Raw genomic sequence first — 17,209 nt, forward strand, 5'->3', positions numbered from 1 at the left:
AATAAACGTTCAATAAATGAGTTTTTTTAAAAAAATATTTTCATCAGAAAAGAAAGAAACCCTTGATAAAGGTTTAGAGAAAACCAAAACGACTTTCTTTGGAAAATTAAGTAAAGCCGTCGCAGGTAAGTCTAAAGTAGATGATGAAGTTTTAGATAATCTTGAAGAAGTTTTAGTCTCTAGCGATGTTGGAGTTAACACGACCCTGAAAATTATTGAGCGTATTGAAGCACGCGTTTCAAAAGATAAGTATTTAGGAACCGACGAACTTAATGTTATACTTCGTGAAGAGATTGCAGGTTTGTTAAGTGAAACAAACTCGGGCGAGGATTCCGAATTTACGATTCCTCAAGATAAAAAACCGTATGTCATCATGGTGGTTGGTGTTAATGGTGTTGGAAAAACTACCACCATTGGTAAAATGGCTTACCAATTTAAAAAACAAGGATATCGTGTGGTTTTAGGTGCTGCCGATACGTTTAGAGCTGCTGCCATAGACCAACTTCAAGTTTGGGCTGATAGAGTAGGTGTGCCATTGATAAAACAATCTATGGGTTCCGATCCGGCTTCTGTAGCATTTGATACTTTGAAAAGTGCTGTCACTCAAAACGCCGATGTGGTAATTATAGATACTGCGGGTCGTTTGCACAATAAGGTAAACCTTATGAACGAGCTCACCAAAGTTAAACGAGTGATGCAAAAAGTAGTAGATGATACGCCTAACGATGTGCTATTGGTTTTGGATGGTTCAACTGGTCAAAATGCTTTTGAACAAGCAAAACAATTTACTGCAGCTACAGAAGTAACATCTTTGGCGGTTACAAAACTAGATGGCACCGCAAAAGGTGGTGTGGTTATTGGAATTTCAGATCAGTTTAAAATTCCTGTGAAATATATTGGTGTTGGAGAAGGTATTGAAGATTTGCAGGTATTTAATAAATTTGAGTTTGTCGATTCGTTTTTTAAATAAGTATCTTTGTCATTCCCGCGAAGGTGGGAATCCACTTTAGAATAATAATTTTTGTTTGTTACTTATGCTTTTATTGAAACAAAAGCTGTTTAATCAATCAAATCATTAATCTTTTCCCAAAGGTCATTATCAAATTCTGTAGGACCAAGTTCGTCTTCATTTCCGCTATCGCCCATACGTACTATCACCAGTCCTTTACTCGGAATGATGTATAATTTTTGGTCGAAAGCACCTAAGCCCGCAATTAAATCATCGGGAGCATTCGGAATTAATTTCCCCGAGAATAAGGTTTCAGAACCTGGTATTTTATAGTTGCTCTTGCCATTTAACCAATACAAATACCCATAAGATTTGTTTAAATCTTGTGAAGTTGTAGTCATTGCATTAAAATAATTCTGATCCTCTAAAATGGTTATTTTGTCCCAAACGCCTTTATTTAAGTTCAATAATCCAAAGCGCGCCATACTTCTGGCATTACTAAAATAAAGATTTAAATAGCTGCCTGTCTTAACCCAAGATCCTGTCATTCCTATTTTGTTGCGTATTTTGGTGTTAAAGTAATCTTTAAAGTCTTGTTGTACGGCACCTGTAACAATATTATCTAGTAAGGTATAAGCGCCTTGGTGGTAATACCAATACGTACTTGGTTCGTTTTTATAAAGCAAACATTCTGGGTCTGTGCAAAAGTTTTGGGGTACGGTATAATCAAGTCCGGTCGTCATGGTTAAATGGTTACGTACCGTAATTTTTGCTTCTTGTTCTGGAGTAAGTGATGACCACCCAGTGCCCATATAATTTGAAGAAGGGTTATCAATCGACAAAAAGCCTTCTTCTTGTGCAATCCCAACGGTAAAAGCGGTTAAGGTTTTTGCGGCCGAATTCCAAGAGTGTAGACTGGATTGCCCAAAATCACCAAAATACTTTTCAATAACTATTTTTCCATCTTTCAAAATAATAAAAGCATCCGTAGTATTTGCTTCCAAAAAATCATAAAGTGGTTGTTCTGCACCGGCATTCCAATCTAAATCTGTAATAGATTTTGTTTCCCAAGAATTAGAATTTATAGGTGGGAAATAAAGGGCTTCGGACTCAGTAGGTTCATCTTTAGAGCAGTTTAAAAGAGACAATACACTAATAAACAATAAAAAGTATAAACGTTTCATAAAGTAGGTTTTAATAAATAAGACATTCAAAGATATAAAAGGTTTAATTATAAATGGTTAGAAAGTTAGATTGTTAGAAAGTTAGATGGTTAGACAGTTAGATTTTAGGCGATTAGAGAGATACTTTTGTAAAACGACAAGATACTTCTTTTGCGATTTGCTTTTTTACACTTCATGTCTCACGTCTCACGATTCACGAACCCAACACCCATTACCTGTACCATATGGGTTAAGAATTTTACTTTTAAGATTAATTCCTCATCCTTTTTAGAAATATCTTTAAAGAAATAAATATTTAAAAAAAAACTTATACTATTTTAAAAAAAACCTTATACTATGAAAACATTAGAAGATTTATTCGAACATCAATTACAAGATTTATATAGCGCAGAAAGTCAATTAGTAGATGCATTGCCTAAGATGGCAAAAGAAGCAAGTGATAGCGACTTAAAAAAAGCTTTTGAGAACCACCTTGATGAAACAAAAGAGCACAAAAAAAGAATTAAAGAGATTTGCGACGAATTGGATGTATCTGTTAGTGGTGAAACTTGTAAAGCTATGAAAGGCTTAATTAAAGAAACCGAAAGTTTTATTGAAGAAGTTAAAGATGCAGAAGTTAAAGATGCCGGACTTATTGCAGAAGCACAACGTGTAGAACATTACGAGATTTCTGGATATGGAACCGCTGTCCGCTATGCTAAAGAATTAGGACATAAAGATATTGCGAAAAAATTGCAGAAAATTCTAGATGAAGAATACAATGCAGATGGCAAATTGAATAAATTAGCTGAAAGCAGACTTAATAGAAAAGCTATTAGTTAATTTAATTAGTAGCTGTACTGCCTATGAAATTAATTAGCTATTATAAACTAATTAATATTTATAGGCAGTTTTTTTATGCATAAATTTAAAGCTTAATGCAGTATTTTATTTATTTTAAAATCCAAGAGTATTTTAGCAACTAAAATTATAAATCACTTTAATATCAAACAATACTATGCCGGTTTCCGTAACTCGAAAAAACCTATATTTTAAACCAGACTCCAGTAGAGTCCTAGCTCGATTTTTTAATAACGGCGATGCCAGAACTATTAATTTGGTAAACCGAATAATGACCTTAAGCGAAGCGGAAGTTAAACATGAACTTGAAATTACACTTAAAGAATTTGTAGGCAGACATAGAAATATTTCAGATATTTATTTAAAACATGCAAGTAATTATAAGAACATCATAAATTCCATTGGGGTAGATTATGCGAAACTTTCTTTAGAACGGCGGCTTTTAATTGGTTCTTATAGCACCATGGAATACTCTATAGAGTCGGCAGCTTTATTCAATCCTTCCATAATTGAAGATTTTGATCAAACTTTTTTAGAAGAAGGAGAAAAAAGAGTTATTATATCTTTTAGGGCTACAGGAGAAGGGCACTTATCATCCATAGTTTTTAGAAAAGGCATACTGGATGCCTCCAATAATTTAAGAATGGTAGCGGTTCATAAACATATAGATTTTCCGATAATTAAGAAGAAAAAATCGTATAACAAAACACGATTTATGAAAAAAATGGAAGAAATGAATATTCCAAAAGAATATTCTTCCCCTATAATGGATGCCTTGCCAAAGCGATTTGAATATTACATGTTAAAGGAAGCTGTTAGAAATATACTAACATTGGATATTGATGAACAACGACGAACGGCTCTTAAAGAAATGACATGGCTCGTAGATTCTTATTATGATATTGAATTTCATGAAGATTCCAAAATATCAGGACGCGTTATTTTTCCTATATCTTCTTCGGAAAGTCGTGGTATTGAAGACGCCAGATTTGTACGCTTTACGGATGATGATGGTTCTGAAAAAATCTATGCTACTTATACTGCCTATGATGGTTTTACCATACTTCCGAAATTGATTTCCACAAGTGATTTTATAAATTTTAGAATTATGCCTATGCATGGCAATGGGGCACAAAATAAAAACTTCGCACTTTTTCCTCGTAAAATCAAGGGTAAATATGCCATGTTGGCAAGAATTGATGGGGTAAATAATTATTTATTTTATTCAAATAGAATTACATTATGGAACAATCCGATTAAAATTCAAGAACCAAAATACCCATGGGAGTTTACTCAAATAGGTAATTGTGGTTCACCCATTTATACCGATCATGGTTGGCTGGTTATTACACATGGTGTAGGACCTATGAGACGCTATTGCATTGGTGCTTCCTTGTTGGATTTAGAAGACCCAACTAAAGAAATAGGGCGATTAAAAGAACCCCTTCTTTCTCCTTTGGAAGAAGAAAGAGATGGGTACGTGCCAAATGTTGTGTATTCTTGCGGTAGTTTAATACATAATAACCATTTAATATTACCTTATGCGGTATCTGATTATGCGTCTTCGTACGTAACTGTTAATCTGGATGATTTGTTAACGACTCTTATAGCTGAAAGCTAGGTTGTTTTTGCAAATCCTACAGAAGAAGTAACTCATGGATTTAAACGATGTCCTCAAATGCACATCTGGACAATAAATAACTTACTGTAGACTCTGCTCCTTGGTTTAAATTCACATTATGTTCTTCCAAACCATCATGACAACCACCTGTACAAGGGTTGTAAACTATTTGTTTTAATTGGTTGTTACCAAGAAACCAACTAAATGCAATTTCCATTTTATCATCATAACCTTCAAATGGAAAAAAACGATTAAATTGTTTTAAGGCCAATATGGTATAAGCCACATCTATGGGTTGCTCACCACCTATGTATGCCGATGATTTATCCTCAAATCCTTTTATTAGCCAATTTTGGTTTGAAATGACTCGAATAGAATCCTCTTTAAAGATTTTTGAAAGTAAAAAATCAAAAGATTCTTTTGCTATATGTTTAAATCTATTATTTCCGGTAGCTTTCCAAGCGTATAAAAGTGATTCTGGTAAAACGCTGTTCGCATAGGTAAGATAAGGTTCAAACCAATTCCAATCTTTTTCAGCATGGAAAGCGTACAATTCCGCAAGCTTATTTGCCAAATCATTTATAATGGTGTTTGTTTTTATATCATTCTCTTTTAAGTTGAAGAAGCACAATCCTTTTATAACAAAGGCAAGTGCCCTAGGTGATTTAAAATGCTGAACTTTTTGGTTAAAATAGTTAATAGACCATGTCATGTTTTGAAGTAATGTGATATCCAAATCAATACCTTCTTCCATGAGGTAATAAGCGTATCCTAAAGCCCAAATAGCTCTGCCATTTGAATCTTCTAAATTTACTTCATTATTTTGCTTTGTGAATTTTTTGCCCTCATTCACATAGTTCAAGAACAACCCATTATCTCGTTGACATTTTAAAATGAAATTGATATATGTTCTTGCTAGTTTTAAAACTTTTGGATTTTGTGTTATCTTATAATAGTCACAAGCAGCAATAAGCGCTCTGGCATTATCATCTAAAGTATACCCCGAACCAATATCTGGGGTGTTGATTTTTGAAAATTGAATAATACCAACATCTGTGGTCATGGCTTCTAGATGTTTTAAATTTATTGGCGGTTTTTTGTATTTTAATTTGAGCGGCTTTTTTATTTCTTCAGAAAAAATAAGAGCATGTGATATTGCAGAGTTTTCCCAAGAAGTAGACATTGCCGTGTGCAGTTCTTTCATTTTCATCTTATGTCTTAAATCATCATTATTCAATAGGTCAATAACTTTATGCGCCAATTGTTTAGAGTCGCCGAAATCAAATAATACCTCAGTTCCATTCCCATTAGATAAAACTTCTCTAGCATGAGGAATAGGTGTAGATATAATAGGGCAGCCACAACTAACGGCATAGGAAAATGTACCGCTTACAGCCTGATTAGGATCTTTTGAAGTAAATAAATAACAATCTGAAAGTTGCAAATATTCCAGTAATTCTGGAAGAGGTACAAATTTATTTATGAACCTAACATGATCGTTTAATTTTAATTCTTCAACTTTTTTACGTAAAAAATCCATGTAGGCATCGCCCTCTTCATTAAAAAGTGTGGGATGTGTTTTACCTACTATAAAAAACATGATGTCATGATGTTCTTTTATAATTTCAGGCAAAGCTTCTAAAGTGGTTTCTATATTCTTTCCTGGTCCTAAAAAGCCAAAAGTTGAAATAACTTTTCTATTTGATACATGATGTTTTTCTTTGAGTATGGATTTGTCTTGGTGCTTAACCAAATGTGTCCCATGGGAAATTAGTTTTATTTTGTTTGAATCTACTCCGTAAGTGTTTCTTAGTAATTCGGCAGAAGATTTTGTCATAACCGTAACTGTATTTGCCAGAGCTACTAATTCTTTAACATGCTTTTCTAAAATTTCATTGGGGTTAGGTAATACCGTGTGAAATGTAATAATGATGGGCTTTGTTATGGCCTTCATAAAGTTTATTAAGGAATCTTCGTTGTTTTTAAACAATCCAAATTCATGTTGAATCATAACGATTTCTAAATCTGGTTCTGAGTTTATTTTATTAGCAAGCTTAGAAAAAGATTGTAAATCATTGATGTTTAGAACCATGTAAATATCTTCTGTTTGGTAAGTATGGACTTCGGGGCTGGAGTCTAAAGCACATATTTTTATGTCAAAGCAGTGTTCGAATTTGTTTTCTAAAGCATTTTTTAAATCGTTGGTATAGGTTGCAATACCACATTCTCTCGGGGGATACGTAGCAATAAGCAATATTTTTGGCAGGTTTTTAGGTTCTTTAATTTCGTTTCTTAAGCGTAATCTTTTTTTGCTGACTTTTCTTTTAATATTTATATCTCGTTTCATACTTTTAAAATTTTGTTATTTTACATTGCTTTCACATCATTTACCATCCATTATGGCTAAGTTATTCTTTTGGAAAACTCATTATTAGCCTTAATAAGATATTTGTTAACCCAATCAAATTGGGATTAATAATGGAAATCTATAAAAGAAATGTTGATATAATACAACATTGTCGATGCGTATGTACTATTAATGAATCACTCGTAAAACCAATAACCACGAGAACCAATGAACTTTATTTTTTGGTTTTTTCTTCCTTACTGGTATCAGCTAAAGGATGGTCTTGCATACCGAGACCGATAATTTTTATAATATTAACTATAGAATTGTAAAGCATTAATATCACTACAATGAGGCCTGAGGCCAAAATACTTGAAATAGCCAACGACATGTAATAGATAAAATTAAACCAGTTGTTAGGTACAGCATCCGATTCCGTTATAGGGAGATTTAATAATAAAAAAGACATAACGGAAGCAATAAAAACGGTTGTATCTAATTTAGCTATTTGAAGCACATGTAAATAATGATCTTTCTTAAGTTTTGATTTTGAATTAGAGCTAATGCTTAATACTGTTAATAATAATGCCAAAATAGTGGCCGATGCTAAAGCAATAGTATTACATAGGGTATTAATTCCCGCTAAGGATTTTTTAATAAGTGCTTTCGCTTCATAACCACTCAACTCCCCTAAAAGTAAGGTTCCCAAAAAGATTATAAATAAAGAAATAACACCTCCTAAGATGGATCTTTTTGTATATCTAGTGGTTTTCATTTTTTATAGTTTAAAGCTATGGTGCCATAAAATTTAAAGTTTGTTCACTGTAAAAAATCATTCTTTTATTGATTTGAATCTTCTATATGGCGTGTATTGGGTTCCATATATTTCACAAAATCGGAAGGTGATTTTATTTTTATGACTTTTTTCCCCATTAGCACTATGGGGAATGCTAAAGTTTCTGGATGGTTTTCTAAAATACGAAGCCAATCGTGTTGATCCAAATCAATATTTTTATTTCCATAGTGTTTTACAAAATCGGGGTGTTCTCTATTAATTAACTTTTCTATGCCTACATTAAGAGCCTCGGCCATTTCAGCCCAATGACTTCCAGGAACTTTGGTTTTAGAAACATCAATACCCAGTACCTTTTTTTCAGAAGAAACCACATAAGCATAAGCCTGCTTTCCAATTGAAGTTTCACTGCTGTAATATATTCTAATTTCGTTATCGTTATTTGCTATGATGCCCATAAGTATATGTGATTGAGGTAACATACAAAGAAAAAAAATAACTTTTCAAAAGATTAACCCAATCGCATATTATAATAACCCATAAATAAAATTTAATGAAAATATGTTGTTTTGAAGAAGGAACGCTATTGGATTAATTTTTAATTCAATTCAGTTTAAAGCTTTTCCATTTTAGTTTTTAATTTGAAAATATATCAAAGTGAATGTATTATGAAAAAGCCAAATAAGTTTCCGGAACAAAAACAGTCCCAACCGGGTGAAGAACATAGAATGGTTCCCAAGCCAGAATTGATACGCAAAAACTACCAAGGATCAGGAAAATTAAAAGATAAAGTTGCTATTGTAACTGGTGGGGATAGTGGGATAGGTGCTAGCGCAGTGTTGCATTTTGCTCAAGAAGGCGCAGATATAGTACTGATTTATTTAAAAGAAACTAAAGATGCGAATGCCATCAAAGAGCAAGTTGAAAAAATAGGTAGAAAATGCATTCTTATTAAAAAGGATTTAACAGACGAAAAAAATTGTGTGTCTAGTGTAGAAGCATGTATTAAGGAGTTTGGGAAGCTAAACATTGTAGTAAACAATGCAGCCATGCAGTTTCCTCAAGATTCCTTAACAGATGTAAGTAAAAAACAATTGCAGAAGACCTTTGAGACTAATATCTATCCGTATTTTTATTTAACCAAAGCAGCGTTAAAATACTTAAATAGTGGTGATGTTATAATAAATACGAGTTCTGTAACAGCATATAGAGGAAGTAAACACCTTGTAGATTATGCGAGTACAAAAGGTGCTATAGTAAGTTTTACAAGGTCATTATCGGCTCAATTGGCCAAGAATGGAATTCGTGTCAATGGAGTTGCTCCAGGCCCTATTTGGACGCCGCTTATCCCAGCCAGTTTTGATGATGTAACCGATTTTGGTCAAGATACTCCAATGGGTAGAGCAGGCCAACCCAGTGAGGTAGGACCTGCCTATGTTTTTTTAGCAAGCGAAGATGGCAGTTATATTACAGGGCAATTTATTCATATTAACGGTGGCGAAATTATTGGAGGTTAAAGGCGGTAACCGTGAAGATGAAGTTGTGTTATTTACTGAATCTCCAGTATTTTATTATAAATTTGACCATCCATGTTTTTTGTTTTTTTTATATAAATCCTTAAATTTGTATGAGTTGCATACGAAACATACATATCCCGAATCTATTGCCGAAGAAGTTAAAATAGCCTTGTCGCATTATCCAGAACTAGCGGAAGTACCCATAGAATTTAAGTTTAAAAGTAAAATCCGAAAATCTACTATGCAGGCACAGCCCGAATTTTGGAGTTTTTTTTGTAATAAATCCAATCGGAAATATAAGGTATTAATTACTACATCTTTTAAAATTGGAGATAGTATTTATTATACTAAAAATATCCCGTCAAACGTGCTTATTGGTTGGTTCGGACATGAATTAGGTCATATTATGGATTATCAAGATCGGAGCGGTTTAAATCTTATTGGATTTGGCTTGGGCTATTTATTTTCAGAAAAAGCAATGAAACGTGCCGAACGTAGTGCCGATTTTTTTGCAGTTGCGCATGGCATGGAAACCTATATTTTAGCTACTAAAAATTTTATTTTAAATGAAGCTAATTTTTCAGAAATATATAAAAGGAGAATGAAACGATTTTATCTCTCACCAGAGGAAATTATGATTTTAGTTAAAGAGCGCGAGGAACAGGCAAAACTTTCTGGTCAAAAAGGATAATCAATTGTTTTCTACAAATAATTCCCATTCAGTAAATTTTTCTTCGGACATAACACGCTCCATTTTAACTTGCCCACCTTTCTTTTTATTTACAGCATTCCATTCATAAAAAATAGCCGATGGAACGGTTTTTACTTTCACGCCTTTTAATGCTTTAGAACGTGCCACACCATAATTTTTATTAGCTTCTTTTAGATAATCATCTAATGATTTAGCTAATAAATCAGGCTTAATGTCTTCAACTGTGCCCAAATACCAACTATGGTAAAATTCACCGTCATAGCGTTTTGCACATATCGTATATTCCTTTATTTCAATATCAAAGCTTTCTTCAAGATATTTAATGGCATCATCAAGTTTGTTAACAGAAAGCTGAGACCCTACGGTGTTTAAAAAAAATTTTGTTCGCCCCGTTATTTTAATTTCTGCTCTTTCAATGTCCGTAAATTCAATAGTATCTCCAATAACATAACGCCATGCACCCGCAACCGTGCTTATTACTAATACATACTCTTTGTTTAATTCCACATCATCAATGGTAAGGGCGGGAGCATGAGGTTTTAGTGAGCCCTCTTCAGTTATATAATCTGGTGAAAAAGGAACAAATTCAAAATAAATACTATGATTTGTTGCTAATTGCATAGCATCGGTTTCGGGTCTGGTTTGGAAAGCAATAAAACCTTCAGAAGCCAAATAGGTATCAATAACGGTAATGGGTCTACCCAGTAAGGCATTAAAACTTTTTTCATAAGGACCAAATGCCACGCCACCAGAAGTATATACTTCTAAATTTGGCCAAATCTCATGAATGTTCTTTGCTTTGTTATAAAAAATAACTTCAGCCAACATAAGCTCAATCCATGGAGGAATGCCGCTTAAGGCACCTATGTCCCAATCTTTGGCGTGTTGCGCAATTTGATGAATACGCGTATCCCAATCTTTAATTTGGGCAATATCTTCTCCGGGTTTGTAATAGCCTCTAAACCACGAGGGAATATTACGAGCACTTATACCGCTAATCTCACCTTCTAAATGTTCTTCTTTTTTGACTAAATCTGTAGAGCTACCCAGCATTAATATGCTTTTTTCGAAGAAAGAAGCGGGCAAATTAAAATTACTTAAAGCCAATATTTGTGCAATTCCAGTGGATTTTATGCTTTCAACCATGGCTTGGGTTACAGGAATGTATTTACTGGTTTTTCCGGTAGTACCAGAGCTAAGTGCATAATAGGATGGATTTTCAGGCCAAGTGACATTGGTGTGTCCTTCATGGATTTTAGACCACCACTGTTCATGAATTGTATTGTAGTCAAAATATGGTATATTTTCAGCAAATTTTTTTTGAGCATCATTCGACTCCAAGATAGCCTTAAAATCATAAAATTTACCAAAAGCTGTATTTTTGGCTGTCACTAATAAATGATTTAATACCTCTTTTTGTTTTTTTTGAGGGTTGGATGTTGGCGTTAATTTTTCCGTTAACTCTATAGCGCCTTTAATTATGTTTCCTATGATATTCATAAAAGCTAATTTAACACCAAATAAGAGGAGTCAATTAGCTCCTCTTATCATATTAGTGTGACTGTCATTATAATTTTAAGCATTAAAAACTTGTTTTTCATGTCTACCTTCAACAACCTCTTCAATAATTTTATTTATAAAAGCAGGCAAATCTTCAGGGCTTCTACTTGTTATCAATCCAGAATCTACAACGACCTCTTGGTATTTCCAATTTGCACGCGCATTAATAACATCATCTTTTATGCTGTGATATGACGTGACTGTTCTGTTTTCTATAACTTTGGCACTAATTAACAGCCACGGCGCATGACAAATGGCGGCTACAGGTTTTCCTTCTTTAAAGAATTTCCTTATAAATGACAAAGCATCTTCATTAACCCGCAAGGAATCTGGATTCATGACACCTCCAGGCAATACGAGCGCATGATAGTCTGATGCATTAGTGTTTTTTACTAATTTATCTACTTGTATGGTCTCTCCCCAATTTTTATTATCCCAACTTTTAATCTCACCTTCTTTTATAGAAATGATATCTACTCGGGCGCCTTGTTCTTTCAGGGCATTTAAGGGCTCGAATAATTCAGACTTCTCAAATCCATCCGTAGCTAATATGGCGATTTTTTTGTTTTGTAATTTCATGTTCAAAAATTTTTTATGATTACTATTTATTAAGTCTTGTTTGTTAAGCTGTTTAAATATATTAATAGTAATATAAAAGCACGTGCTTTATTGCGATTTTGATTGACTTGATACCGTTGTTCGTTATGATTTGAAAGTAGAAAAACAAGGCAAAGTTTATGGCTTCGTAGCCCCGCTCAATTCCTGTATAATCTCAGAAAACAAATGGTAAGATTTAATGCGGTCATTGCCATCGTATATGTTCGTCACGACAATGAGTTCATATACCTGTATCTTCTATAAACATTTTGCTTTACAGGTTCAGTTTTGCTTTTGTAAGTTTTACCTATCCAGTGCATTCATTTATTTGTATATTTGTGCAAATGAAAATATTAGCATTTATATTATCGATCTATATCTTCGCGCTTAATTTAGCACCTTGTGAAGACAACGTTACGTTTGATAATGACGCTAACACAGAAGCTTCACAAGATATTGGGGACAATCATCAACATCAACACCAAGATGCAGACCTATGCTCGCCTTTCTGCCATTGCCACTGCTGCCCTATATATACTACAGACTTTGCTATTGCAGATTACACCATAGCAACAGTGACTATTTCTTCAGAAGTATTTTTTTATTGTAACGGATTAGAAAAAGATTTCAATTCGTCTATTTTACAACCACCACAAGTTTAATAAATACCTGCGAAGGCAGGTATCTTATAAATTATTGTTGCCCATTTTAATTATGGACAAATTACCATTATTTATAATTCATTAAACTTTTTCTATGATTAACAAAATCATTGATTTTTCAATCAATAACAAATTCATCATTGGTTTGCTTACGCTTACCATAATTGGTACAGGTATTTGGAGTATCACCAAAGTACCTATAGATGCCGTTCCAGATATTACAAACAACCAAGTACAGGTCATTACACAAGCGCCCAATTTAGGAACTGAAGACATTGAACAAATTGTAACCTACCCAGTAGAAGTAGCAATGAGCAACCTTCCTAATGTAATCGAAATTCGTTCCATTTCGCGTTTCGGTTTATCGGTAGTTACTATTGTCTTTGACGATGATATGGGTACCTATTTACCACGTCAATTAGTGGCAGAAAAACTAAACGAAGTCAAAGAGCAAATTCCTGCTGGTTTTGGCGTGCCCACCATGGGACCTATTACTACTGGTTTAGGCGAAATTTATCAATACACCCTAAAAGTACAACCCGAGTTTAAAGACACTTACTCAATTACCGAATTGCGTACCATGCAAGATTGGATTGTACAACGCCAAATGGCGATGGTAGAAGGTGTGGTTGAGGTAAATGCAATAGGTGGAAAAATAAAACAATATGAAGTTGCCGTAGATCCCAATGAGTTAAATTCCATAGGGTTAACCATAACCGATATATTTGAAGCACTAGAAGCCAATAATCAAAATACAGGTGGTGCCTATATCGAAAAAAACCATCAAGCTAATTTTATTCGTGGCGAAGGTTTGGTGCGAAATCTGGATGATATTAAAAAGACGGTTGTAAAAACCACTAATAATATACCGATAACTATTGGCGATATTGCTAAAGTGCAGTATGGTTCAGCCATTCGTTATGGTGCGTTAACACAAGATGGTGAAGGTGAGGTTGTCGGTGGTTTGATCATGATGCTAAAAGGTGCAAATTCCAACAATGTTATAGAAAACGTAAAACAACGAATTACCGAAATTCAAAAATCTTTACCCGAAGGTGTGGTGATTGAGCCGCTTTTAGATAGAAGTAAACTCATTGGCGAGACCACTTCTACCGTGGCGACCAATCTTATTGAAGGCGCATTAATAGTCATTTTTGTGCTCATATTTCTTTTAGGAAATTGGCGTGGTGGTCTAATTGTAGCATCTACTATTCCCTTGTCTTTATTATTCGCATTTATATTAATGAATGTATTTGATGTTTGGGCAAATCTCATGAGTTTAGGTGCCATAGACTTTGGTATCATTGTAGATGGTGCGGTCATTATTGTAGAAAGCACGGTGTTTATCATTGCTTCACAAGTATTGAAAAAGAAAAAACTATCCTCAAAAGAACGGGATAAAGTGTCTTCTGAAGCATCCAAAAAAATGATGAATACGGCATTTTTCGGTCAGCTAATCATATTAATCGTATTTCTGCCTATTTTGGCATTGCAAGGTATTGAAGGAAAGATGTTTAAACCTATGGCACTGACCTTTATTTTTGCCATGATGGGCGCCATGATTCTCTGCCTTACCTATGTGCCAATGATGTCTGCCTGGATATTAAGAGCTCCAAAAAACGATAAACAATCCTATGGCGATAGATTTGTGCATTGGGTAGAAACTAAATACCAACCCTTGTTGGAAAAAGCTTTATTAAAAGGAAAATGGGTTATAGGTATTGCGGTTATTTTGTTTTCTATAACGGTTTTTATGTTCACCAAAATGGGAGGCGAATTTATACCGCAACTCGATGAAGGTGATATAGCCTTTCATGCCATTTTAAAACCAGGGAGCTCACTTACCGAAACCATTGAAACTACGACAAAAATAGAACAAATTGTAAAAGCTAAGTTTCCAGAAGTGGAAAAGGTTGTAAGTCGTATTGGTGTTGCCGAAATACCAACAGACCCCATGCCTATGGATCTGGCCGATGTTTTCGTCATTCTGAAACCAAAAAGTGAGTGGACAACGGTTGCTTCAAAAGATGAATTGATAGAAAAAATAAAAGAAGCGGTTGAAATAATCCCTGGTGTTAACTATGAGTTTTCTCAACCTATTGAAATGCGTTTTAATGAATTGCTTGAAGGCGTTAGAGAGGACATTGCCATAAAACTTTATGGAGAGGATATTGATGTGCTTTCGAAAAAAGCCGAAGAAATATCAAAAATAATTGCAGGTACAGAAGGTATTGGCGATATGAAAGCTGAAGCTACTACAGGCTTGCCACAAATGACCATTACATACAATCGGAATAAACTGGCACAATATGGTCTACAAATCAATACCCTAAATAAAACCGTGCAATCGGCTTTTGCAGGAGGCCATGCAGGGGTTATTTTTGAAGGTGAAAAACGCTTCGATTTAATGGTACGCTTAAGCGCACAGAATCGTGAAGATATATCAGATGTTCAAAACCTATACATTAGTTTGCCCTCTGGCACTCAAATTCCGCTTCGCGAAATTGCCGACATATCCTATAAAGCAGGACCGATGCAAATTAGTAGGGACAATACTAACCGTAGAACCTATGTTGGGATTAATGTAAGAGGCCGTGATGTAAAATCATTGGTCACCGAAATTAAATCAAAGTTAGATGCACAATTAGAACTACCATCAGGGTATTTTATCCGTTATGGTGGTGCTTTCGAAAATTTAGAGCGTGCCAGTAATCGTCTTCAAACCGTTGTTCCATTGGCATTATTACTTATTTTTATACTCATTTATTTTGCATTAAAATCGTTGCCACAAACCCTTATGATTTACATAGCCATACCGATGGCAACCATAGGCGGTGTTTTTGCCTTATGGCTTCGGGACATGCCATTTAGTATTTCAGCAGGTGTTGGGTTTATTGTACTGTTTGGTGTGGCGGTTTTAAATGGTTTGGTCATGATTAGCGGTCTCAACGAATTAAAAGAAGAAGGTGTGACCAACCTTAAAGATCGCATTACAGAAGGAACTAAACGAAGAATCAGACCCATTATGCTTACGGCTTTAACCGATGTGTTAGGGTTTTTGCCAATGGCAGTTTCAGCATCGGCAGGTGCAGAAGTACAACGTCCTTTAGCAACCGTAGTCATTGGTGGTTTGTTGACTTCTACGTTATTAACCCTTTTTGTGTTGCCTATATTATACCATTGGGTAGAGCGCAAATCTTTTACCCTAAAAATGAACAAAAATATGGTAACAGCCACAGCCGTCATAGTATTAATGCTAGCTTTTCCTAAGCATGGCAACGCACAGCAAATAACCGATACGCTTCCAGAAATAAGCTTACAAGAAGCTGTGTCACTCTCAAAAAACAAGTATCCACTGTTAAAACAAAAACAGTTGGAAATTGAAAAACAAGAGCGGTTAAAAGCTACTGTTTATGACTTTGGAACTACGCGAATTTTCACAAGCGGCGAAGAAATTAATAATGAAACAGGCGTTTATACCATCATTGGTATGGGACAATCAAATATAGATGTATTTGGGATTGGAGCTAAAAAACACTTACAGGAACAGCGTATCCAATTGGCACAGAAAGCCTATCAACTGTCGGAATTAGAACTGGAATTGGAAGTTAAGAAGGCTTGGGCAAAATGCTACCAGATGAAAAGACAATACAACTTATATAAAGAGTTGGATTCTATTTACACCAATTTTGAGCAAGCAGTCACGTTGAACTATGAGGTGGAAGCCATTTCCAAGTTAGAGTATTCGGCAGCTAAAAATCAAGCATTTCAAATTCAGAATAAAAAAGCACAAGCCTATAGTGATTATATGATTGCCTTACAGCAGTTGAATCTTTGGTTGGTTTCTGACGAATTTTACACCGTTTCAAATGAGTTTGAAGATTTAGAGACCGACATAAAGGAATTCAATGTCGAAACGCATCCATTATACAGCTTTTCACAAAACAAAGTAAATGAAGCCGAAGCCAATTATAAAGCGGCAAAAGCAGATAATTTACCCAAATTTAATCTGCAAGGTGGTTTGCAAAAAGTAGGAGGCAATTCAGGATTTTACAGTTATCAAGCAGGCATATCCGTTCCGTTTTTATCTGGTATAACTAAAGCAGAGATAAGAACGGCAAAAATCGATAAGGAAATTGCGGCAACCCGATTACAGTTTCAAAAGCAAGAAATACAATCACAATTTGTACAGGCCAAAGAAAATTACAGTAAATGGAAAACCTCTTGGGAGTTCTATAAAAATGACGTATTACCAGTTACCAAAGACCAAAAAGTTGGAGCTCTATTGGCGTACCAAGAAGGTGAAATAGATTATGCCACCTTTACCCAACTGGTGAAAGAAGCGATTCAGTCTGAATTGGAAGCTCAAGAAGCTTTAATAAATTATTTAAACAGTACATTTCAATTACACTACTTTAATCAATAAA

13 protein-coding genes are annotated in these 17,209 nt (G+C 34.5%); 7 read left to right on the plus strand and 6 right to left on the minus strand.

Annotated elements, in window-relative coordinates:
• Positions 1 to 16: 16 nt before the first annotated feature.
• A complete protein-coding gene (gene ftsY, locus CJ739_RS13575; protein ID WP_117176237.1) occupies positions 17 to 970 on the plus strand; it encodes a signal recognition particle-docking protein FtsY in 954 nt (317 codons plus the stop codon).
• An 89-nt stretch (positions 971 to 1,059) separates the two neighbouring features.
• Here the strand turns inward: ftsY and CJ739_RS13580 are convergent, their stop codons facing one another.
• Entirely contained in the window at positions 1,060 to 2,133 is a 1,074-nt protein-coding gene (locus CJ739_RS13580; RefSeq protein ID WP_117176239.1) for a serine hydrolase domain-containing protein, read from the minus strand.
• Positions 2,134 to 2,469: 336 nt separating this feature from the next.
• Here CJ739_RS13580 and CJ739_RS13585 point away from each other — a divergent pair, with 336 nt between their 5' ends.
• Entirely contained in the window at positions 2,470 to 2,955 is a 486-nt protein-coding gene (locus CJ739_RS13585) for a YciE/YciF ferroxidase family protein (RefSeq protein WP_117176241.1), read from the plus strand.
• Between the two features lie 289 nt (positions 2,956 to 3,244).
• Positions 3,245 to 4,594 carry a glycoside hydrolase family 130 protein gene (locus CJ739_RS13590; protein WP_236951507.1) on the plus strand — a complete coding sequence of 450 codons (1,350 nt, stop codon included), beginning with the start codon at positions 3,245 to 3,247 and terminating at the stop codon, positions 4,592 to 4,594.
• Positions 4,595 to 4,634: 40 nt separating this feature from the next.
• Here the strand turns inward: CJ739_RS13590 and CJ739_RS13595 are convergent, their stop codons facing one another.
• From CJ739_RS13595 to CJ739_RS13605, 3 genes are all read right to left on the minus strand, one after another.
• Positions 4,635 to 6,941, minus strand: a complete 2,307-nt coding sequence (locus tag CJ739_RS13595; protein WP_205419365.1) for a glycosyltransferase — start codon at positions 6,939 to 6,941, stop codon at positions 4,635 to 4,637.
• A gap of 235 nt (positions 6,942 to 7,176) precedes the next feature.
• Positions 7,177 to 7,716, minus strand: coding sequence for a hypothetical protein (locus CJ739_RS13600; protein ID WP_117176246.1), 540 nt, complete (start codon positions 7,714 to 7,716; stop codon positions 7,177 to 7,179).
• A gap of 65 nt (positions 7,717 to 7,781) precedes the next feature.
• Positions 7,782 to 8,192, minus strand: a complete 411-nt coding sequence (locus CJ739_RS13605; RefSeq protein WP_117176248.1) for an arsenate reductase family protein — start codon at positions 8,190 to 8,192, stop codon at positions 7,782 to 7,784.
• Positions 8,193 to 8,402: 210 nt separating this feature from the next.
• Between CJ739_RS13605 and CJ739_RS13610 the strand changes: the two genes are divergently transcribed.
• Positions 8,403 to 9,251: an SDR family oxidoreductase gene (locus CJ739_RS13610; RefSeq protein WP_117176250.1), complete on the plus strand. Its 849-nt coding sequence runs from the start codon at positions 8,403 to 8,405 to the stop codon at positions 9,249 to 9,251.
• The gene (locus CJ739_RS13615; protein ID WP_335645406.1) at positions 9,190 to 9,942 is read left to right on the plus strand and encodes a hypothetical protein; all 753 of its coding nucleotides are present in this window, start codon (positions 9,190 to 9,192) and stop codon (positions 9,940 to 9,942) included. The genes CJ739_RS13610 and CJ739_RS13615 overlap by 62 nt, the downstream gene beginning before the upstream one ends.
• On the opposite strand, the gene CJ739_RS13620 is transcribed toward CJ739_RS13615, so the two are convergent.
• The gene (locus tag CJ739_RS13620; RefSeq protein ID WP_117176252.1) at positions 9,943 to 11,463 is read right to left on the minus strand and encodes a GH3 family acyl-acid amido synthetase; all 1,521 of its coding nucleotides are present in this window, start codon (positions 11,461 to 11,463) and stop codon (positions 9,943 to 9,945) included.
• 75 nt (positions 11,464 to 11,538) lie between these two features.
• Positions 11,539 to 12,102, minus strand: coding sequence for a type 1 glutamine amidotransferase domain-containing protein (locus CJ739_RS13625; protein ID WP_117176254.1), 564 nt, complete (start codon positions 12,100 to 12,102; stop codon positions 11,539 to 11,541).
• A gap of 362 nt (positions 12,103 to 12,464) precedes the next feature.
• Here CJ739_RS13625 and CJ739_RS13630 point away from each other — a divergent pair, with 362 nt between their 5' ends.
• Both CJ739_RS13630 and CJ739_RS13635 read left to right on the plus strand, forming a co-directional pair.
• Positions 12,465 to 12,782, plus strand: a complete 318-nt coding sequence (locus CJ739_RS13630; protein ID WP_117176256.1) for a DUF6660 family protein — start codon at positions 12,465 to 12,467, stop codon at positions 12,780 to 12,782.
• 94 nt (positions 12,783 to 12,876) lie between these two features.
• Positions 12,877 to 17,208: a CusA/CzcA family heavy metal efflux RND transporter gene (locus tag CJ739_RS13635; protein WP_117176258.1), complete on the plus strand. Its 4,332-nt coding sequence runs from the start codon at positions 12,877 to 12,879 to the stop codon at positions 17,206 to 17,208.
• Position 17,209: the final 1 nt, after the last annotated feature.

Origin of the sequence: Mariniflexile sp. TRM1-10 (assembly GCF_003425985.1) — a bacterium.
Classification (GTDB): Bacteria; Bacteroidota; Bacteroidia; order Flavobacteriales; family Flavobacteriaceae; genus Mariniflexile.